Raw genomic sequence first — 18,367 nt, 5'->3', positions numbered from 1 at the left:
CCCCAACATCCGAGGAGCAAAACAATGACCGAACTATTAGAGCGTGCGATCGCCCAACTGAAAACCCTACCCGATCAACAACAAAATGCGATCGCCACTCGTATCCTAGCCGAACTGGAAAATGAGCAACAATGGCAAAGCCAACTTACCCCCGCTTTGCCTGAATTGTCCCTCGATCACTTTATCGGTTCACTGAAAGACTCGCCAAGCTTCCAAGGCGATCCCGTTGTCCTTCAACATCAGATGCGCCATGAATAAGATTAACAGTTTACGAGATACCAATAAGGTTATGAACCTCAAATCCAGAAGAAAACCCCAAGACCTCGATCTCGTTGCCCTCACCGAAGATCGCGACACCACCCCCAAAAAACAAAGCAGCCTGAAACCGGACAACCGATCCGTTTACTGAAAGGTCAAGTCGAAACCGTCATCATGGAATACGATGATCAAGCCGTCGAAGTCGAATTCGCCAATAATGACGGCACAACCTTCGCGATGGAAACCCTCCCCTGTGATGCGGTGATGTTACTCCATTATGAGCTTTTGCAAACCGCTTGAAGACCCAGCGCGATCGCCTTCTCAATGTGGGCGCAAGCATTGCGCCCCTACAGGACAATCGCCGTAGGGGCGCAACGCTTGCGCCCTCTGATCCGCCCTCACTTTAGAATCAACATCCAGAACAGAACCGTGAGAGCGATCGCCCCCCCTTTCCGTAAAGTTTAGAGCTTCCCACGCATTGCTTTTTTCATATCCTGCACCGCCCGCTCCATCCCCACCAAAGCGGCCCGACTGATAATCGTGTGGCCAATGTTCAACTCTTCCATGTGGGGAATTGTGGCAACGGGGTAAACGTTTTGGTACGTGAGACCATGACCCGCGTTGACCCGCAACCCCAAACGGTGGGCTAAGATCGCCCCTTCAGTGAGGATCGCCAATTCTCCCGCCCTTGCCGCTTCCCCTTCAGCGTTGGCATAGGTTCCGGTGTGGAGTTCGATGAATTGCGCCCCGGTTTGGGCAGCGGCTTCGATTTGGGCGGAATCAGCATCAATGAACCAACTGACGGGAATGCCGGCCCCTTGGAGGCGATCCACTACAGAGCGATAGCGATCGCCATCCGCCAAAAGGTTTAACCCCCCCCTCAGTGGTGATTTCTTCGCGTTTTTCGGGAACGAGGGTGACATAATCGGGTTTAATATCGAGGGCGATCGCCACCATCTCATCGGTAGCGGCCATTTCCAAGCAATCGCTGCTACAATTAGAGATACAAATGTGCCAAGTATAAGGAAAGAGCATGGCTAACGTTTTCGATGTTGCTTGCTACATTCTGGAAAAACAGGGCGAAATGACAGCAATGAAGCTTCAGAAGTTGGTGTATTATGCCCAGGCTTGGAGTTTAGTTTGGGATGAGTCGCCATTGTTTTCTGAGCAAATTCAAGCATGGGCTAATGGGCCAGTCGTACCCGCACTTTATGAAAAGCATCGGGGTCAGTTTAAATTGGCGATCATTGATGGCGGGGATGCAGGCAATTTAAGCGATAACCAAAAAGATACAATTGACAAAGTGCTTGAGTTTTATGGCAACCATAACTCGCATTGGTTGAGTGATTTAACTCATTCTGAGTCACCTTGGATTGATGCAAGGGAGGGACTCCATGCTGGCGAAAGGGGAAGAAAAGAAATTTCTTTAGCTGCCATGGCTGAATATTATGAAGGACTTTGAGCAATGGCGAAAAATAAGCAACCCAAGGTTAGAAAGACTCCGCAAGCTGAGAAAATTCCCAAGCGGGCCATTGATCCCAATATTTACGCTCAACATAAGGCTTGTTGGGCTTTTTCTTCTATGGATTGTGGAGATAATTTTGGTTGGGATAAAGCAACGTATGATGATTTAAAAGAAATCCGTGATGTGTTGTGGAATCTGGAAACAATGACTTGGAATGAAATTTTTCTTGATGCGAAAAAACAGCATCATAGTTGTGATGTTGACTTTAAAGCTAAAAAGCCTAGTTCTATTGCTTGTAAGAGACTGAAAGAAATCAATATGGACGATCAAGATAAACTCTGGTCAATTCGCCTATCAAGTAAAAAACGACTATGGGGGATTCTAGATCGAGGTGTTTTTTATATTCTCTGGTGGGACCCAAATCACCAAGTTTATCCATCAACCCTAAAGCGTACTTAAATACATTTGCCTACCTCGCACCGACCATCAACCCAAATCACCAAATCATAACCCATTTCCTGGCTTTGGGTGAGGATGAAAGTTTTACAATGGAGGCGATCGCTCAACCGGAGTTTTGCCCATGACCCTTGCCCTTGATCGACTATCCCCTAATCCTGTGGTTTCTTGGGAAGCGTTTCTTGTCAACTATGGGGAAGATAACCGCTTTGAGTTGATAGATGGGGAGGTATTTGCCTTGGAACCGACGGGTCAGCATGAACAGGTGGCAGCATTGATCACGGCGAAAATTTGTGTGCAAATTGAGCAGTTGGGTTTGCCCTGGTTTGTGTTGCAGCGGGGGATTTTGCGGCCGATGGAGCAGGGAATGACGGCGTTTCGCCCGGATGTGGCGGTGGTGGATCGGCGGGAGTTGGCCAACGAGCCGTTTTGGGCGGGTCAATCGGTGTTGACGTTGGGGTCTTCGTTGCCTTGGGTGGCGGAGGTGGTGAGCAGCAATTGGCAGAATGATTATGCGCGAAAGTTGGAAGATTATGCGGTGTTGGGGATTCCTGAATATTGGATTGTGGACTATGCCGGTTTAGGGGGAACGCGGCATATTGGCCGACCAAAGCGGCCGACGTTATCGGTTTGTCGTTGGGTGGAGGGGGATTATGAGATTGAGCAGTTTCGGGGGGATGATCGGGTGATTTCCCCAACGTTTCCCGGTTTGACGGTGACGGCGGCTGAGGTGTTGGGGGGTTAGTTTGTTCGCCTGATGGTGATGACACAAACGATGGGATCAACTTCCGATAACCTTGGGTTAAAATTTAATGGATCAGAGTTAGCCACACATTCGGAGAAGTCTACTGATGGCAAAGTTAATCTTTTTTATTCATGGTGTCGCAGTTCGCAACTCAGATTATGCGGAGCCATTACCAAAGCTCATTAAGAATGCTCTCAATAAGCGAAATAAAGAAGTGCCATACATACACAAAGGCTTTTGGGGTAATTTCTCTGGCAAAATGGATGAAATGTGGACATCAATCGATAGAGATTTTTCTGAACAAAAACAGCAAAATTTCGATTTTGATGGAAATCAAAGCTTTAAGTATCAACCAGCAAGACGAGGTTTACTTTCTAGGTTTACTGGAGATGTGTTTAACTACCTGAATACAGACGTTGGTTGTCAAATTCGTAGAGCAATTTATAGCCAAATCAATCAAATCCTAAATATACATTTAGAAATACGTGAAATTTACTTCATAACCCACTCTTTCGGAACAGTTATTCTCTGGGATATCTTATTTTCACAGCGTTTTTTATCAAATGATCCGGCATTGGATTTACGAACATTGTTAAGGAATCGAATTTCGTTGCAAGGAATCGTAACGATGGGATCACCTATTGCCATGATCAATATGACATTAGGAACAACGCCATCAAATATAAAGGATAGTTTACGTCATTATTCGAGGGCTGGTCAACCTATTTGCTGGTTAAATTTTATCAACGGTTCTGACCTTATTGCCTATCCAATCCGTCCTTTACTTCGAGAAATCGATCATAATTTGATAACAGTTGAAGATGTTTTTGATGGTGATGCAAATTACCTTGATCAAGTTTCTAAAAAAATTGATAGTGCGGTGCAAGTCTTGATTAAGAAGAATGATGATTTAGAGCAAGCAATTGTTATGCTATCTGATATTTTTGGTATGTCTGCTAAACGTCCGAGCTACCTTGATAATTCCATTGCTATACGAGAAGGAATTAATCTGTTGCCTGGTATTGTAGGCACACCCAATGCACATTCAAGCTACTTTAAAGATTCCATGATTGCAAATCGGATGGCAACAATGATCTGCCCAAAAAATACAAAAGAAATAACTCAAGATATTCTTGATAAAGTTATTTTGCGCCTCAATCAGGTTCCTGGCATGACTAATATTAAAAGTGAATTTCGACAAAAATTATCACAACAACTCAATTTTACTGACGAAATTTTAAGTCAGTTTAACCTAAGAGATAATTTAAGAAATGATTGTGGTTTTCTAATTCTTACCCGTAATATTGTCAGAGTTCATCATGTGACTGTTGTTGATCGCAGTGAAACAATTCAATTCTTGGGCTATGTTGGCTTGATTCATGGTGAAGGCTTGTGTCAGGCAGTTAAGAAAATTCAAGCTGAGTTCGGAATGAGATAATTTTGTGAGTTTGGAACCTTACAGACTCCCCTTAGTCAGACAATTTTCAATTGTGATCAATACCTCGCCACTCATTGCCATTGCGCCCCCACCCAAAGGATCTCAACTCCCTAACGCCATCTCCATCAGCATCTTTTGGGCGCTGCGGGATTGGGTGCGGGTTTCAGGTTGCCGTTGCTGATAACTACCATCCTCTTGTAATTCCCACGCTTGACGATTATCCGCCAACATGACCCCCAAAATTTCTTGAATATCTTTGACAATTTCGGGATCTTCAATGGGTGTCACCGCTTCCACACGACGATCTAAATTGCGCGGCATCCAGTCGGCGCTGCCGATATAAACCTCATCTTCCCCTTGGTTATAAAAATAAAAGATGCGGGAATGTTCAAGGAATGCGCCAACAATACTAATCACGTTGATATTTTCGCTCACCTCTGGGAGTTGAGGCCGTAAACAACAAATCCCCCGCACAATCAGGTCAATTTTTACCCCCGCTTGAGAGGCTGCGTAGAGTTTGGCGATCATTTTGGGGTCTACTAAAGAGTTCATTTTAGCCACAATCCGACCCGTGCCTCCCCCTTGGACGTTCTTGATTTCTCGGTCAATGAGGGTCATCAGGCGATCGCGCAAATTCACCGGAGAGACTAACAATTTTCGATAGGACTTCTGGCGAGAATACCCCGTCAGGAAATTAAACAAGTCCGTTAAATCCGCTCCCAATTCATCCCGACAGCTTAATAAACCCAAATCCGTATATAAGCGAGCAGTTTTGGGGTTATAGTTCCCCGTCCCAACATGGACATAACGCTTAATGGCATTGGCTTCCTGACGCACCACTAGGACAATTTTAGTATGGGTTTTAAGACCCACTAAACCATACACCACATGAACCCCCGCCTGTTCTAAGGTTCTCGCCCATTGAATATTATTTTCTTCATCAAAACGGGCTTTCAATTCCACCAGCGCTACCACTTGTTTCCCATTTTCCGCCGCTTGAATCAGGGCTTTAACAATAGGAGAATCCCCAGAAGTCCGGTAGAGGGTCATTTTGATCGCTAACACATGGGGATCACAAGCAGACTGGGTGATGAACTCCTGCACCGAGGAGGTAAAGGAATAATAGGGATGGTGTAAGAGTAAATCCCCTTGGGATAAGAGTTGAAAGATGTCTTCTCCATCATCCCGTTCTAATTTACGACTGGCCTCAGCTGAGTCAAACATCCGTTGAATGCGGGGAGGAACTACTGGAGTCCAAGCAGGTTCAAGGAGATGGGGTAAGGGCAGTTTAAGCAAGGTCATGAGGTCTTGTAGCCCTAAGAGTCCTTCCACCTCATAAACGTCGATTTCGTCGAGATCCAAGCCTCTCATGAGGGTTTGACGCACGCTATCGGGCATGGAGGCCTGAATTTCTAAACGGACGGCGGATCCGCCCATGCGCCGTTTCCGCAATTCCTTTTCAATGGCTAAGAGGAGATCATCGGCCTCATCTTCTTCTAGGGCAATGTCTGCGTTGCGTGTCACCCGGAAGGGATAACATTCTTGGACATTCATGCCGGGGAACAGGGTTTCTAGGTTATGGGCAATGACTTGTTCTAAGGGAACACCTGTCCAGACTACAGCTTTCTCTCCAGAGTCTTGGAGATCATTGGGCAGTTTGACGAAACGGGGCAAGACTTGAGGGACTTTAATCCGGGCAAAGAGTTCTTCTTTGGTTTCGGGATCTTGGACGAGGACGGCTAGGTTTAAACTGAGGTTGGAGATGTGGGGGAAGGGATGGGAGGGATCGACGGCTAGGGGGGTGAGGACGGGGAAAATATGGGCTTCAAAGAATTGTTGTAGATATTTCCGTTGTTCTTGGTGCAGATCAAAGTAGTTGACTAAATAAGCCCCTTCTGAGGCAAGTTGGGGTCTGAGGGTGTGTTCAAAGATTTGATCCTGTTGTTCGACCATGGGACGCAGGCGATCGCTAATTTCCTCCAATTGTTGAGAAGGGGTGCGACCATCGGGGGTGAGTTTATGCACATCTGCTTCTACTTGTTGTTTCAGTCCAGCGACGCGCACCATGAAAAATTCATCTAAGTTGGCGTTGAAGATAGCCAAAAATTTGAGTCGATCGAGTAATAGGGTGCGGGGGTCTAGGGCTTCGTGGAGAACACGGTAGTTAAACTCTAACCAACTCAATTCGCGGTTGAAGTAGTATTGGGGATCTTTGAAATTTAGGGTTGTAGCAGTGGGATCGGAGGCTTTGGCTTTGGACATAATCGTTGAGGAAGAAGCAACACAAGAACTTGCGGGAGGGGGCGAATCCTCAATTCACAGGCCATGATGCGTCCCCTGCCGTCCATTGTTCATCCTATCCTGAAAGCCCGACAAATCAATTTATGTTCGGGTTAAGAAATAAGTAGGGCTTGCTGAATGCGTCGGAGAGTCGGGTGTCAGGAGTCAAAGAATCAAGAATTATCCCCTATTCCCTGCTCCCCGTTCCCTAGCCCAGTGATTCAGCAGACCCTATCTACAGATACTCGCCCCTAGGGAACACTTTCCCCGCTTTTTCCTTCAAAAAGCGCAAGAGGTTGAGAGAATAGACAAGGATTCCACCATCGCCCAGTAAACCACGGTACCATAGCCATGCTTGACAAGACTATGGTCACAGTTTCCTATGGGTTTTGATATCTCACCTGATCCGGAAATTAAGGAGTATTAGCATGAAATTGGCACTACCACTGAAATTTGCAGCCCTAGCAACAGCCGCCCTTTCAACCACCCTCTGGATGAGTCCCGCCAAGGCCTCCCTTTTTGGTCAACAGGAAGTTGATCAAGGGTCTTTTGCGGCCGTGGCGACACCCTTTGGCAGCAATCAATTTAACCTGATGATTATTGAACAACTGCCCGGGAGAAACCAGTGTTGGGCTGAGTCAGGCAGCTCTCCTATTGTGATTAACCCTCTCTGGACAACCTTTGACTTTAGCGGACATTGTGGGCGTTTTTCCGACAGTAACGGCTACTCAGTACGCATCAATAATGAGGATTACGGGTTAGACTATCTGTTGCGGGTGGTTCAACGGAGCGGGGAACTTTTATTAGTCGCTACCCCGCGCACAGGCGCCCGTCCGGGTTTACAAGAGTTGGTTCTCGCTCGGACTAATGGTTTAAATCCCGGGGGATATAGTCGTTTAGTTCTGACTCCGGGTTGGCGCTTCACAAAACGCACCTATCAAGACCGCACATTAGGTCATGTTTATTTCACCTATGAAGGAACTCCCGTAGGTGGAACTCCTACCCCTCCCACAACACCCCCAACAACACCCCCCACAACCCCTCCTAGCACCCCGGCAACCTTCCGAGACATTACGGGGGATATCTACCGCACCCAAATTGAGGAAGCGGTGAGAGTGGGCTTTATTGCGGGTTTCCCGGAAGATAATACTTTCCGCCCTCTGGCTTCTTTAACGCGGGAACAAGTGGTTTCGATGGTGTTTGAGGCCTTGAGAACCATTCCGGGTGTCAGTGCAACGGAACCGACTAATCTGGCCTCGGCTCCTTTCCCAGATGTGGCAGCCTCTCGGTGGAGTGCGGGTAAGATTCAGTGGGCGCGCAATACGGGGATTGTGACGGGCTATCCAGATGGGCAGTTTCGCCCTGCCCAAGCGGTGACACGGGCAGAACTTATGGCCATCATGCAGAAAGCGGCTCAGTATAGCAGAACCCAACGGGGTATGAGCGCTCAATTGGGTCAGAAACAAACACCTTTTAATTTCACCGATACCAGTGGTCACTGGGGAAATGCCGTGATTCGTGAGATGTCGGGCTATTGTGGGGTTGCGTCTCCCTTGAATGAGCGGGGAACGAGTTTTTCGCCTAATGCGGCTTCTCTGCGTAATTATGCGGCTACGGCTACGTTACGGATGCTCAATTGCGCTAAGGCGGATCAGTAATTAGGGCTTGTTGAATAAGTCTGCTCCTAGGGCTAGGGAACAGGGAACGGGGAACAGGAAGGGGAGTCGGAAAAAGGCAAGCCTTTTTGATGATTTATCCCTAAAATCTTGCAGTTTCTCGCTCCCAATCGAAAGCCCTATTAAAATTGCTTTGAGGGATATTCAGCAGACCCGACAAAGTCGTTAAGATGGATTTGACCACTATGAATGATTCCAAAAACTATCTCCTAGGATTCGACCCAGGACGGGATAAATGTGGTCTTGCGGTGATGGATGAACCGGGGACTGTGTATGACCATGTGGTGATTCCGTCCTCAGAGGCGATCGCACAGATTGAACAGTATCGCCGAAAATACCCTATTAACCAGATAATTATGGGGAATCAAACCACGGCCAAAATCTGGCAACAACAGTTAGGAGAGGCCTTATCTCCCCCGTTACCCGTTGTCTTAGTAGATGAGCGGAATAGTTCATTGGAGGCTCGCGATCGCTATTGGGAAATGTATCCTCCTCAAGGGCTGACTCGATTGATTCCCCAAGGGATGCGCGTGCCTCCTCGTCCCATTGATGATATTGTGGCGATTCTATTAATTGAACGCTACTTTCGTTCTGTAGAACACCCTTCATCCGGTTAATCCGATCCCTTTAATCCACTGTTTTCAACAAACCATGACGCACCCCATAAAACACGCGTTCAATTAAGGTGCGGTCTTGGTCGTTGAGATCCCGTTGACCTAACATGGCAGACATGAGTTGTTGATCAAAGCGGGAAATGGTACGAGATGAAAGAATTTGTGCAGTTCGTTCGCGGATATTAACAGTCATAGCACTCCTTACTGAAAAGGAAATATTAAGGAAAGATTTATTATTAGTCTCTACTATGACGCAAAAAGGGGACAGGGAAAGTGAGTTTAAACTCTCTTAATAGGTGATAGGGATCACTGGGATCCAATTATAAAGAATTATTAATAAAACCTTAATAATTGGGGCTGACTGTTGGCATTGTCGGGAGCAGGGGAGCAGGGGAGTAGGGGAGTAGGGGAGTAGGGGAGCAGGGGAGCAGGGGAGTAGGGGAGTAGGGGAGCAGGGGAGTTGATAATTATTACCTATTACCTATTACCTATTCCCGACTGCCTTTTCCCGATTCCCGACTCCCGATTCCCTAGGGCGCAAGCATTGCGCCCCTACACCGACTACTGACTCCCAAACTACTCAACAAACCCTAGTGATACCAAATTAAATAGACTTGAGGGCAAAAACCTGAATTTCCCCTGTTCCCGGATCCGGTGTTCCCCGTTCCCCCAACCTTCCCCTACTGAACACAACTCAAGTTAAATTGGTATTAGGAGCGAGAAACTGCAAGGTTTGAGGGATAAATCTCCCCCTGTTCCCTAACCCCACGAGTAGAGTTATTCAGCAGACCCTAATTATAAGTTTTCTAAGATAAAGTCAAACAAACGATGGGCTAATTGCAACTTAGAACAACGTTCAACTTCCTGTTTCTCTCCTGTTTTCGCGAAAAACACGGCTTGATTTTGATCGGTTCCAAAGCCTACCCCCACTTGATCGACGGGATTGGCTACAATAGCATCTAGATTTTTACGCTTTAATTTTTCCCAAGCGGGTTGAATAATACTCCCGGTTTGAGCCGCAAAACCGATTAATTTTTGATGGGGTTGTTTCCGACTTTCCAACTCCATTAATAAATCGGGAACAAAGGTGAGGGGTAATTGAGAAGGGAGTTCTGCTTTGGGCAGTTTGACGGGGGAATATTTTTGGGGTTTCATGTCTCCCACCGCGGCCGCCATGAGCAGCCAATCCGCTTGGGGAAACTCCCGTAATAGGGCTTGCTGCATTTCCTGGGCGGTTTCTACGGGGAAGGTTTTAATATCCCGGTGGAGAGGAACCGGGGGAATGAGGGGGGCATGAATCAGGGTGACGGTGGCGCCGCGCATTAAGGCGGCTTGGGCTAGGGCTACGCCCATTTTCCCGGTGGAGGGATTGCCCAGAAAACGGACGGGATCCAAGTATTCTCGGGTGCCTCCGGCGGTGATGAGGAGGCATTTTCCGGCGAGATCCTGTTTGCCTTGGGTCCAGAGGAGGGATTCTAGGGCGGTGAGGATTTCGGCGGGTTCGGCCATGCGGCCGGTGCCTTGGCGATCGCAGGCTAAAATCCCGTCTCCGGGGGCTAGACTATGGTAGCGGGGGATGCGTTGAATAGTTTGCCAGTTCCGTTGTACGGGGATTTGTTGCCACATTTCTGTATTCATGGCGGGGGCGAGTAAAATGGGGCAGGCGGAGGCTAAAACGGTGTTGGTGAGGAGGTTGTCCGCTAGTCCGTGGGCGAGTTTGCCGAGGGTGTTGGCGGTGAGGGGAGCAATGGCTAACACCTCGGCCCATTCCCCTAACTCAATATGGAGGGGGCGATGATGATGGGCTTGCCAAAAGTCTTGATCGGTATAGACGGGATGGCGGCTTAAGGTGGCTAGGGTGAGGGGTGTAATAAACTGGGTGGCTTGTTGGGTCATCATCACCCGTACCTCGGCTTTGGCTTTCCCGAGGGTGGAAATGACCTCACAAAGTTTATAGGCGGCGATGCCACCGCCTATACCTAACAGAATCCGTCTACCTTGAAACATGATGTGGCAAGTAGCTAAATCTATGCTTCATCGTAGGCTTCAATATCCAGCAAGTAAAGATAGGGTTCTACTAACTCGCTATTATGAAAGGCGATCGCGCGCAACAGATGCCAGTCTTCTAAGGCCTCAAAAGGATTAGTATAGTCATCTTGTTCTAAACGTTCAGCCAGTTTGGCCACATCGGCCGCATCAACGGATGCTAGTTTGCTCTTCGGAACCGTGATTGTCGTTGTCATGACCTTATCTCCACAGAGCGATATTACCAAGATTTACCCCATGTCCTCATCTTAGCAAAGCACTTCCCCAAAGTCTCAGTTTTGTACCATAACTTCAAGGATTGGCGAGGATTTCTCTGGATTAGGGCGGAATTGTTCGGCTAAGATCCTTTGCCAGACTTGATACCCTTGGGGGCTGAGGTGTAAGCCATCGGTGGTTAATTCCCGTTGCAGTTGTCCGGTTTCATCCTGAAACAGGGGGGCGAGGTTTAAATAACTCACGCCTTCGCTTTGGGCTATTTGTGCGATCGCCTGATTTAACCGATCAATCCGTTCCGGGGGAATGGCGGCTAAACGAGTGGGTAAAATGGACTGAATCATAATCTCCGCTTGGGGATGACGGGTTCTAAGATGGCGGAGGATTTGGCGGGTATGGCGGAGAATTGTCTGATCACTGGCCCCCTGTCGCAAATCATTCACCCCGGCCATGATGTAGATGGTACTGGGTCGCGTTTCATCTAGCACCCCAAGGCGTTGGAGGATTTGCCCGGTATTCTCCCCAGAAATCCCTTGATTGAGCCAAAACCCGCTACTGGATAAAGTCGTTGTGGGAAACCAGAGGGTGAGAGAATCCCCCACCATAATGTTTAGACGATTCTGGCCTTGGCCCCGGGCGATCGCTTTGGCTTCTTCTGCTAACAACTGCTGCCACTGTTGATGAGTGGGTTGTTGCACTACCTTTTCCCAAGCGGGGTAAAAACTACTGGGGTGTAAGCGACTGTGCAGTTCCCCCCGTTGTAAGGCCGTGAGACGTTGGTGATAGAGTTGAGGCCCGGAGGTAGGAGTAGGGGCGGCAAAAACAGCCCGGTTGGTCGTCTCTGGCATCATTTCGGGGTCGGTCCACTCTGGCGTAGGGGTGGAGGCAGCTACAGCTAAGTTATCCGCAAAAGAGGGCTGTTCTCCCCGGAAATGCTGCCCCAATGCCCCCCATCCTGCCAAGGATACCGGGGGCGGGGGTAGAGAAAGAGGTAGTAAACTAAACGCCAAGAAACACAGGTTACTCATGCTTGTTTTTCCATCAACCGTCACAGTTTATAAAACAAGCCGAAACTAGGAAGGTCAGGACAGAGATTCATTATTAATAAGTAGGGTCTGCTGAATAACATCAACAAGGGAACAGGGAACTCTTAACAGGGAACAGATCATCTAAAACTGGCACGATTGCCTATTCCCGACTCCCGACTCCCGACTCCCGACTCCCGATTCCCCAACTCTCGGACTTATTCAGCAATTCTCCCGACAACAACCGATTTTTCGGATAAGCGTGAACGACTCCACTCCACTGGCGGGATGGGGAATTCCCGGCAAATTTGTTAAACTGGCATGAATTGCTAGTTAACGTCGCTTTCAATCTATCTCCCTTGAAGACAGCCTTAATTTGTGGAATTTCTGGACAAGATGGAGCTTATCTCGCGGATCTCCTTCTGCAAAAGGATTATCAAGTGTGGGGAACATCGCGAGATGCTCCCATGTGTTCCTTTAGTAACTTGAAACAGTTAGGATTGCGCGATCGCATTAAAGTTGCCTCCATGTCCCTCAACGACTTTCGCAGCGTCTTACAAGTCATCAACAAAGTACAACCGGATGAAATCTATAATTTAGCAGGACAAACCTCTGTAGGACTCTCCTTTGAACTTCCGGTCGAGACCATGGAAAGCATCAACGGGGGGACATTAAACCTCCTAGAGGCCATTCGCTTTACCGGAGCCCAGATTAAGTTTTACAATGCCGGGTCTAGTGAATGTTTTGGCAATACCCCCGACCAGGCCGCCGATGAAATGACTCCCTTTCGTCCCCGGAGTCCTTATGCTGTCGCCAAAGCGGCCGCCTTTTGGCAAGTGGCCAATTATCGGGAAGCCTACAAGATTTTTGCCTGTTCGGGGATTTTGTTCAATCATGACTCTCCCCTCCGTCCCCAACGCTTTGTCACTCAAAAAATCGTCTCAGCCGCCTGTGCGATTGCCCAAGGTCAACAGGATAAACTCCACCTCGGCAATACCCGCATTCAACGGGACTGGGGATGGGCTCCGGATTTTGTCGAGTCCATGTATTTAATGTTGCAGCACCCAGACCCAGATGATTATGTTGTCTGCACCGGAGAAACCCATAGTCTAGAGGATTTTGTGGCCGAAGTTTTTGCCTGTTTAGGTTTGGACTGGCGGGATCATGTGATTACCGACCAAAGTTTATTCCGTCCCACAGATATTGCGGTCAGTTGTGGCAATCCCCACAAGGCTAAGGAAAAGTTAGGTTGGGTCGCTCGTTATAAGATGAAGGATGTGGCGCAACAGATGGTTAAAGCCAGCCTCAATTCATGACTCCCCGACTGATTCAACAAGCCCGAGATAAGACCCAAAATCCACTATAGGTCACGCCAGTATCATCCGGTTGCACGAGGAGAAAATGTAACCCCTGACTGACGACGAGACGCTGTTGATAGAGTTCAGCCGCCCGAGCGACTTCTGGATCTTCAAAGGTGACTAAAATCCAACGATCCACTAACCCCGCTTCCAACAATAATCCCCCCGAAACCCCCGCTTCTGTGGGGATATAGTTCACGGCTGCGGGGTGTACCTCCTCCAACCAACGGGCTAACACCATGGAACGCCGTCCTCCCTCAATGATGAGGCCCGGAATGGGGGTTGTAGAAGGGAGTCCTAATGCGACGGGATCTAGGTTGTCAGGAATCTGGAGAATGGGAATAGGGCGATCGCAAAACACCGCTAACAAGTCCCCAGCCTGAAGACTCCCAAACCGCCAATTTTCCCCCCATAACGCCTCGGGAAGGGGCTGGGGTGGGGGTTGCTCTAAAACCACCTCACCCCCCCGCCGTTGGGCTAAAATCCCCTTCAGTGCCACCGTTTGACGGGTAGCTTCTAGGGGAATCTGGAATCGTTGGGCGGCCGCTTCCAGTAGTGCCAGAGACTGGGGGCGAAACACTTGGATTTTTTCCGGCCGAGTGGCACCCAGCAAAGGGGTTAAGGTTTCAACCAGCCAAGGAACAGAAGCCTCGCTTTGGGAACAGGTAGCCGTAGTGATGATGCTCCCCTGCTCATCACACACCACCAACTCCCACCGGGGAACCGGGGAATTATCCCTAGGCTGTTTATAAAAATCCGCTTGCCAAATCGTCATCTCACTAGGGTTTGTTGAATAGTTTGGGAGTCGGGAGTCGGGAGTCGGTGATAGGGAATAATTATCAATTCTCCCCTGCTCCCCTGCTCCCCTGTTCTCCTGCTCCCCTGTTCCCTATCACCTATTCCGACTAAGACGGTTTTGAGCAATCAAGGGGACGGAGGCCGCCGAGAAATCCCCCGGTTGTCCTAGTGTAGTTTGGCCTGAGAATAACTCAACAGTCGATTCTAAGACCCAATCCACCTCCCCAAAAACTGGGTTCACCTCCAAACCTAAGACCGGATTTAGTGCCATATCCCAACCCTTAAACAGGTCATCCACCTCCCCGGCAATCTCCGTCCACCAGTCCCCCTGAAGTTCAAAGGGCGAGACATTAACCCCCACCTCAAAACTTAGTAATTCCTTCACCAGGGGATTTTTTTCCTCCTGCCCTAGATGGCGCGTAAAACTCTCTACCGCCATTTGGGTTAAATCTTGGCTGAATAAATCCGTTTTTAAGAACCTGAGATTAATCCGGGCGAAACTCTCTGTCGCTTCCGTCCAGCCCGGAGTTCCGGCAAAGGTTTGAAAATCCCCCTCGCTTAGGTCTGGTAGGGTGGCGGCTAAGTTCCGTTGTGGGAAAAAATCCTCCGGCAAAGACTCCGGCACAAAGTCACTGCGAATCACTGGGGCCGGGTCAAGGGTTTCTGTGGACAACTGAGCGACTTCGGCGCGAATTCGTTGTAAGTCGGCCTCTAATTCCGCTAACAGAGGCGGTTCCGAGGAGGGGCGAGGGGTTGCCGAGGTCGCCGCAACGGGAGCCGATTCCACTGGGGCAGCACTCACCCGCGCTTGTCGGTCTGCTTCGACCCAGGCCTGTTCTTCCGCCCTTAATCCTGTGGTTTTGGCGGCTATTTGTTCCGAGGTAGGGTTAATCAGTTCGGCAAAACTCCGACCATCCCGAATCACATCCTCGGCCGTGAGTTGTTGTAATTCTTCCGGGGAAAGGGAGGAACTACCGGGGTCAATGGCCGCCCGAATATAGGGGTCTTTTTCAATGGGGGTATAGGAGGCGACTGGAGACAGGGGAACTAGGGTAGTTGGTGGAGAGAGGGGCATTCCTTCACTGGTCCGGTCTTCTGTCTCATAGCCCACCGGGATATCTCCCCCCCCTTCCTCATCCGGTTGCCAAACCATGACCCTAGTGGAGGCTTGGGCGACTTGGGTATGGAGTCCCACCAAACATAAGGCGGCTGTGGAGCGCGTGATTAACCGAAATTTCTTCATAGCAATTCCCGAAAATTAGAACGGTGGACAATTAGGTAGAAATCACCCAACACTTAAAAGCCTTTGAGGAGACAGAATTCGCCAATCCGCGCCAGTTGCAGAACGCTCTCCCGTTGGCGCGGTCTGGCCGTAGGGCTTAGGGGAGCGTCGGGAGGGAGTCACCAGCATGGTACTACACCATTTTGGGAAATGGGAAATAATCTGGCAAAATTGCCGTAGCTCAAAAGGTTAAGAGTAGAATGGGGATAGTAAGCATAAATTGTATTTTTCGATGACTATTCCACTAAAGCAACTGGGTTTGTATATTAGTTTGCTATTCATTGGTGGAGGTGTGGGCTTTGTCGGGCATCAGTATATTATTTCTGGACGACCCGATGCCGTTACGCCAACGCCAGAGGTTCTTCCTGCTGCTATACAGCCCTTATCTGTCACTCCTTCCCCAGCAGCAAACCCCAATCCAGCTAATATTAACTTTATTGCCGAGGCGGTGCAGAAAGTTGGGCCGGCTGTGGTTCGTATTGATGCGATGCGTTCAACGGCGAGTCAGTCGATGGAGTCTTTTGGGGATTCGCCGTTTTTCCGTCGCTTTTTTGGCAATGATGTTCCTGAACCAAGAACTCCCATCGAACGGGGGACGGGTTCGGGGTTTATTCTGAGTTCTGATGGGCGTTTGATTACTAATGCTCATGTGGTGGAAGGTTCGGATTTAGTCCGCGTCACCTTGAAAGATGGTCGCATTTTAGAGGGGCGGGTGATTGGGGCGGATAATGTGACGGATATTGCTGTGGTGAAAATTGAGGCGGAAAACTTGCCTACTGTACAGTTGGGGAATTCTGAAACCTTGATTCCGGGGGAGTGGGCGATCGCCATTGGCAACCCCCTAGGCCTTGATAATACCGTCACGGTGGGCATTATCAGCGCTCTCGACCGTTCTAGTACACAGGTGGGAGTTCCTGATAAGCGTGTTCGTTTTATCCAAACCGACGCGGCGATTAATCCCGGCAACTCCGGCGGCCCCCTACTCAATGCCCAAGGGGAAGTCATTGGCATGAACACAGCCATCCGCGCTAATGCCCAAGGTTTAGGTTTTGCCATTCCCGTTGAAACCGCTCAACGGATTGCCAATCAGTTATTTAGTAAGGGCAAGGCTGATCACCCCTATTTAGGCATTCAAATGATTACCCTGAACGCTGAACGGCGCAAGGAAATCAATGAGAATAGCCGCCATAACTTTAATGTCAGCGTTGATGAAGGCGTTGTCATTATGGAAGTAATCCAAGGCTCCCCAGCCGCCCAAGCGGGTTTTCAAGCCGGAGATGTGATCCTTGAAGTGGGCGGGGTGGCTGTAGCAACAGCTATGGATGTTCAGCAACAAGTGGAACGGAGTGTGATTGGTCAACCTTTAGCGGTGACAATTCTCCGTCAAAGACGCACGATGCAGTTACAAGTTACACCGGGGGTTTTCCCGGATTAATTGACCCTAGTCGGGAGTCGGGAGTCGGGAGTCGGGAATCGGGAATAGTTAATAATTATCAACTCCCCCTCTCCCCTGCTCCCCTGCTCCCCTGCTCCCCTGCTCCCCTGCCCCCCTGCCCCCCTGCTCCCCCTATGTTATCTCTGCCCGTGGGCAACGGGTTGGTGAACTACCCCACCCTGCCGAGGCGCGAGGATGGAGCTTCCTGATTCAATGGGAAGTGCTTTCTATACCGAAATATAGCGAGTCTTATCTTCCCTCCCCAGGCAGAAGTCCTAGTTCCTAAGACCCAAATTTTCTCTTGCAACACAGCCCTTTTTAGCTTGGTTTTCGCTTTGGGAGTTAGTGGTCAAGTCCATCCGGTCCCTGCAAGCGAGGAAGGGGAATTCCGCAACATTTTTGTTAAAACGGCCTGGGGAGAGGATGTCAATTATAATAATCTCCTAACAAAATATCCCAGCTTCTCTCTTTCCGAGCATATTCCTCTTCACAAACTTCTGCACGCTCTTCCGGTAAATACTCATGCTCAATAAAGTAGGCATATTCTTCAGGATCACTGCCATAGACAAAACAGGCCAGATTGTAGAAACGTTGTAAGTCCAAAGAATGTACACCCCAATAGGAGATTTCATCCTCTAGTTCTTCCGCCTCTTGTGCATCTAATTCAAATTGATACATCGCAGAAAAAACCGCCTCAATTTCTTGCTCTCCCCCACGCAACAACATAATGGCAGCAAATTCATCCACTACATCCTCTTCTTTGCCTGTAATGGGTAATTCCAAAATATCGACTAAGGCATGACCTAATTCATGAAGAAAGGTAAAGAGTGCCGCGTTGATAACTTGGGCTAAATAGTCTTCATCTGACTCCGTTTCCTCACTCAAAATATCAACATACCTTTGAATGAGTTCGTAGCACATCCAAATGGAGCGATCACTGGGATCATAAAAGGCATTCTCTTCCCCACATTCGGTGAACTTTACTAAAACATTAGTTGGCAAAGCAAAAGTATCATTGAGATTGGTCACAATGTCATTAAAAGCTTGGGTTTGGGTCAAAATATTGTAGACATCTTGATAGGTTTTATCTTGAACTCGCTCATATTTAATCGTAATCTCTCCTTGATTGTAACTCCCTTGAGCAATGCCTAAATTACACCCGAACAGTGATGAAGTGGTCAATAGGGCGGCAAGGGTAGCCGTCCTTGCCCATGGTGAACGAGTTAATCCAGAAGGCTGACTTTGAGAAACTTTGAAGGGCTGCATATTTTTCTCATG

At 48.7% G+C, this 18,367-nt stretch carries 20 protein-coding genes and 1 pseudogene; 11 read left to right on the top strand and 10 right to left on the bottom strand.

Annotation, left to right across the window (positions count from 1 at the left end; genetic code table 11):
- Positions 1-24: 24 nt before the first annotated feature.
- The 3 genes from SPI9445_RS26135 to SPI9445_RS31185 are packed head-to-tail and all read left to right on the top strand — an operon-like array spanning position 25 to position 558.
- On the top strand, positions 25-258 hold the full coding sequence (locus SPI9445_RS26135) for a hypothetical protein (protein WP_017306282.1): 234 nt from the start codon (positions 25-27) through the stop codon (positions 256-258).
- Positions 251-409, top strand: a complete 159-nt coding sequence (locus SPI9445_RS31190; protein ID WP_017306281.1) for a hypothetical protein — start codon at positions 251-253, stop codon at positions 407-409. The genes SPI9445_RS26135 and SPI9445_RS31190 overlap by 8 nt, the downstream gene beginning before the upstream one ends.
- Positions 410-432: 23 nt before the next feature.
- Positions 433-558, top strand: a complete 126-nt coding sequence (locus tag SPI9445_RS31185; protein ID WP_017306280.1) for a DUF4926 domain-containing protein — start codon at positions 433-435, stop codon at positions 556-558.
- Between the two features lie 161 nt (positions 559-719).
- Here the strand turns inward: SPI9445_RS31185 and SPI9445_RS27085 are convergent.
- Positions 720-1,239 (bottom strand): annotated as a pseudogene (locus SPI9445_RS27085) (pyridoxine 5'-phosphate synthase); the annotation flags it as partial.
- A 52-nt stretch (positions 1,240-1,291) separates the two neighbouring features.
- On the opposite strand from SPI9445_RS27085, the gene SPI9445_RS0118570 reads away from it, so the two are divergent.
- From SPI9445_RS0118570 to SPI9445_RS27790, 4 genes are all read left to right on the top strand, one after another.
- Entirely contained in the window at positions 1,292-1,720 is a 429-nt protein-coding gene (locus SPI9445_RS0118570) for a Panacea domain-containing protein (protein WP_017306278.1), read from the top strand.
- A gap of 3 nt (positions 1,721-1,723) precedes the next feature.
- Positions 1,724-2,182: a hypothetical protein gene (locus SPI9445_RS0118565; protein ID WP_017306277.1), complete on the top strand. Its 459-nt coding sequence runs from the start codon at positions 1,724-1,726 to the stop codon at positions 2,180-2,182.
- 121 nt (positions 2,183-2,303) lie between these two features.
- Positions 2,304-2,924 (top strand): Uma2 family endonuclease, encoded by a 621-nt coding sequence (locus SPI9445_RS0118560; RefSeq protein WP_017306276.1) that lies wholly within the window; start codon positions 2,304-2,306, stop codon positions 2,922-2,924.
- 106 nt (positions 2,925-3,030) lie between these two features.
- Entirely contained in the window at positions 3,031-4,362 is a 1,332-nt protein-coding gene (locus SPI9445_RS27790) for a hypothetical protein (protein ID WP_017306275.1), read from the top strand.
- Positions 4,363-4,464: 102 nt separating this feature from the next.
- Here SPI9445_RS27790 and ppk1 read toward each other — a convergent pair whose 3' ends face one another.
- Positions 4,465-6,624 carry a polyphosphate kinase 1 gene (gene ppk1 / locus SPI9445_RS0118550; protein WP_017306274.1) on the bottom strand — a complete coding sequence of 720 codons (2,160 nt, stop codon included), beginning with the start codon at positions 6,622-6,624 and terminating at the stop codon, positions 4,465-4,467.
- Positions 6,625-7,070: 446 nt separating this feature from the next.
- Here ppk1 and SPI9445_RS0118545 point away from each other — a divergent pair, with 446 nt between their 5' ends.
- Positions 7,071-8,300, top strand: a complete 1,230-nt coding sequence (locus tag SPI9445_RS0118545; RefSeq protein ID WP_017306273.1) for a DUF3747 domain-containing protein — start codon at positions 7,071-7,073, stop codon at positions 8,298-8,300.
- 188 nt (positions 8,301-8,488) lie between these two features.
- Positions 8,489-8,935, top strand: a complete 447-nt coding sequence (locus SPI9445_RS0118540) for a pre-16S rRNA-processing nuclease YqgF (RefSeq protein WP_017306272.1) — start codon at positions 8,489-8,491, stop codon at positions 8,933-8,935.
- 10 nt (positions 8,936-8,945) lie between these two features.
- Here the strand turns inward: SPI9445_RS0118540 and SPI9445_RS0118535 are convergent, their stop codons facing one another.
- From SPI9445_RS0118535 to SPI9445_RS30755, 5 genes are all read right to left on the bottom strand, one after another.
- The gene (locus tag SPI9445_RS0118535) at positions 8,946-9,125 is read right to left on the bottom strand and encodes a hypothetical protein (protein ID WP_017306271.1); all 180 of its coding nucleotides are present in this window, start codon (positions 9,123-9,125) and stop codon (positions 8,946-8,948) included.
- A gap of 602 nt (positions 9,126-9,727) precedes the next feature.
- Positions 9,728-10,939: a bifunctional phosphopantothenoylcysteine decarboxylase/phosphopantothenate--cysteine ligase CoaBC gene (gene coaBC, locus SPI9445_RS0118530; RefSeq protein ID WP_017306270.1), complete on the bottom strand. Its 1,212-nt coding sequence runs from the start codon at positions 10,937-10,939 to the stop codon at positions 9,728-9,730.
- 20 nt (positions 10,940-10,959) lie between these two features.
- Entirely contained in the window at positions 10,960-11,175 is a 216-nt protein-coding gene (gene isiD, locus SPI9445_RS0118525; RefSeq protein WP_017306269.1) for a protein IsiD, read from the bottom strand.
- A 75-nt stretch (positions 11,176-11,250) separates the two neighbouring features.
- Positions 11,251-12,219, bottom strand: coding sequence for a GDSL-type esterase/lipase family protein (locus SPI9445_RS26115; RefSeq protein WP_017306268.1), 969 nt, complete (start codon positions 12,217-12,219; stop codon positions 11,251-11,253).
- A 160-nt stretch (positions 12,220-12,379) separates the two neighbouring features.
- Positions 12,380-12,565 carry a hypothetical protein gene (locus SPI9445_RS30755; RefSeq protein ID WP_164674554.1) on the bottom strand — a complete coding sequence of 62 codons (186 nt, stop codon included), beginning with the start codon at positions 12,563-12,565 and terminating at the stop codon, positions 12,380-12,382.
- 10 nt (positions 12,566-12,575) lie between these two features.
- Here SPI9445_RS30755 and SPI9445_RS0118515 point away from each other — a divergent pair, with 10 nt between their 5' ends.
- A complete protein-coding gene (locus SPI9445_RS0118515) occupies positions 12,576-13,532 on the top strand; it encodes a GDP-mannose 4,6-dehydratase (protein ID WP_026079924.1) in 957 nt (318 codons plus the stop codon).
- Between the two features lie 13 nt (positions 13,533-13,545).
- Here the strand turns inward: SPI9445_RS0118515 and SPI9445_RS0118510 are convergent, their stop codons facing one another.
- Both SPI9445_RS0118510 and SPI9445_RS0118505 read right to left on the bottom strand, forming a co-directional pair.
- Positions 13,546-14,349 carry a Tab2 family RNA-binding protein gene (locus SPI9445_RS0118510; protein WP_017306266.1) on the bottom strand — a complete coding sequence of 268 codons (804 nt, stop codon included), beginning with the start codon at positions 14,347-14,349 and terminating at the stop codon, positions 13,546-13,548.
- A 117-nt stretch (positions 14,350-14,466) separates the two neighbouring features.
- On the bottom strand, positions 14,467-15,615 hold the full coding sequence (locus SPI9445_RS0118505; RefSeq protein ID WP_017306265.1) for a hypothetical protein: 1,149 nt from the start codon (positions 15,613-15,615) through the stop codon (positions 14,467-14,469).
- Between the two features lie 271 nt (positions 15,616-15,886).
- Here SPI9445_RS0118505 and SPI9445_RS0118500 point away from each other — a divergent pair, with 271 nt between their 5' ends.
- Entirely contained in the window at positions 15,887-17,089 is a 1,203-nt protein-coding gene (locus SPI9445_RS0118500; RefSeq protein ID WP_017306264.1) for an HhoA/HhoB/HtrA family serine endopeptidase, read from the top strand.
- Between the two features lie 426 nt (positions 17,090-17,515).
- Here the strand turns inward: SPI9445_RS0118500 and SPI9445_RS0118495 are convergent, their stop codons facing one another.
- The gene (locus SPI9445_RS0118495; protein ID WP_017306263.1) at positions 17,516-18,355 is read right to left on the bottom strand and encodes a DUF4344 domain-containing metallopeptidase; all 840 of its coding nucleotides are present in this window, start codon (positions 18,353-18,355) and stop codon (positions 17,516-17,518) included.
- Positions 18,356-18,367 lie beyond the last annotated feature (12 nt).

This window comes from Spirulina subsalsa PCC 9445 (genome assembly GCF_000314005.1).
In the GTDB taxonomy this organism is placed as follows: Bacteria; Cyanobacteriota; Cyanobacteriia; order Cyanobacteriales; family Spirulinaceae; genus Spirulina_A; species Spirulina_A subsalsa.
The sequence above is the reverse complement of the archived record's forward strand: the minus strand, read 5'-3'. Positions and strand labels throughout refer to the sequence as shown.

Bases quoted from the DNA above. Each gene is read 5' to 3' on its own strand.
- SPI9445_RS26135 (WP_017306282.1), top strand. From the start codon at position 25: ATGACCGAACTATTAGAGCGTGCGATCGCCCAACTGAAAACCCTACCC.
- SPI9445_RS31190 (WP_017306281.1), top strand. From the start codon at position 251: ATGAATAAGATTAACAGTTTACGAGATACCAATAAGGTTATGAACCTC.
- SPI9445_RS31185 (WP_017306280.1), top strand. From the start codon at position 433: ATGGAATACGATGATCAAGCCGTCGAAGTCGAATTCGCCAATAATGAC.
- SPI9445_RS0118570 (WP_017306278.1), top strand. From the start codon at position 1,292: ATGGCTAACGTTTTCGATGTTGCTTGCTACATTCTGGAAAAACAGGGC.
- SPI9445_RS0118565 (WP_017306277.1), top strand. From the start codon at position 1,724: ATGGCGAAAAATAAGCAACCCAAGGTTAGAAAGACTCCGCAAGCTGAG.
- SPI9445_RS0118560 (WP_017306276.1), top strand. From the start codon at position 2,304: ATGACCCTTGCCCTTGATCGACTATCCCCTAATCCTGTGGTTTCTTGG.
- SPI9445_RS27790 (WP_017306275.1), top strand. From the start codon at position 3,031: ATGGCAAAGTTAATCTTTTTTATTCATGGTGTCGCAGTTCGCAACTCA.
- ppk1 (WP_017306274.1), bottom strand. From the start codon at position 6,624: ATGTCCAAAGCCAAAGCCTCCGATCCCACTGCTACAACCCTAAATTTC.
- SPI9445_RS0118545 (WP_017306273.1), top strand. From the start codon at position 7,071: ATGAAATTGGCACTACCACTGAAATTTGCAGCCCTAGCAACAGCCGCC.
- SPI9445_RS0118540 (WP_017306272.1), top strand. From the start codon at position 8,489: ATGGATTTGACCACTATGAATGATTCCAAAAACTATCTCCTAGGATTC.
- SPI9445_RS0118535 (WP_017306271.1), bottom strand. From the start codon at position 9,125: ATGACTGTTAATATCCGCGAACGAACTGCACAAATTCTTTCATCTCGT.
- coaBC (WP_017306270.1), bottom strand. From the start codon at position 10,939: ATGTTTCAAGGTAGACGGATTCTGTTAGGTATAGGCGGTGGCATCGCC.
- isiD (WP_017306269.1), bottom strand. From the start codon at position 11,175: ATGACAACGACAATCACGGTTCCGAAGAGCAAACTAGCATCCGTTGAT.
- SPI9445_RS26115 (WP_017306268.1), bottom strand. From the start codon at position 12,219: ATGAGTAACCTGTGTTTCTTGGCGTTTAGTTTACTACCTCTTTCTCTA.
- SPI9445_RS0118510 (WP_017306266.1), bottom strand. From the start codon at position 14,349: ATGACGATTTGGCAAGCGGATTTTTATAAACAGCCTAGGGATAATTCC.
- SPI9445_RS0118505 (WP_017306265.1), bottom strand. From the start codon at position 15,615: ATGAAGAAATTTCGGTTAATCACGCGCTCCACAGCCGCCTTATGTTTG.
- SPI9445_RS0118500 (WP_017306264.1), top strand. From the start codon at position 15,887: ATGACTATTCCACTAAAGCAACTGGGTTTGTATATTAGTTTGCTATTC.
- SPI9445_RS0118495 (WP_017306263.1), bottom strand. From the start codon at position 18,355: ATGCAGCCCTTCAAAGTTTCTCAAAGTCAGCCTTCTGGATTAACTCGT.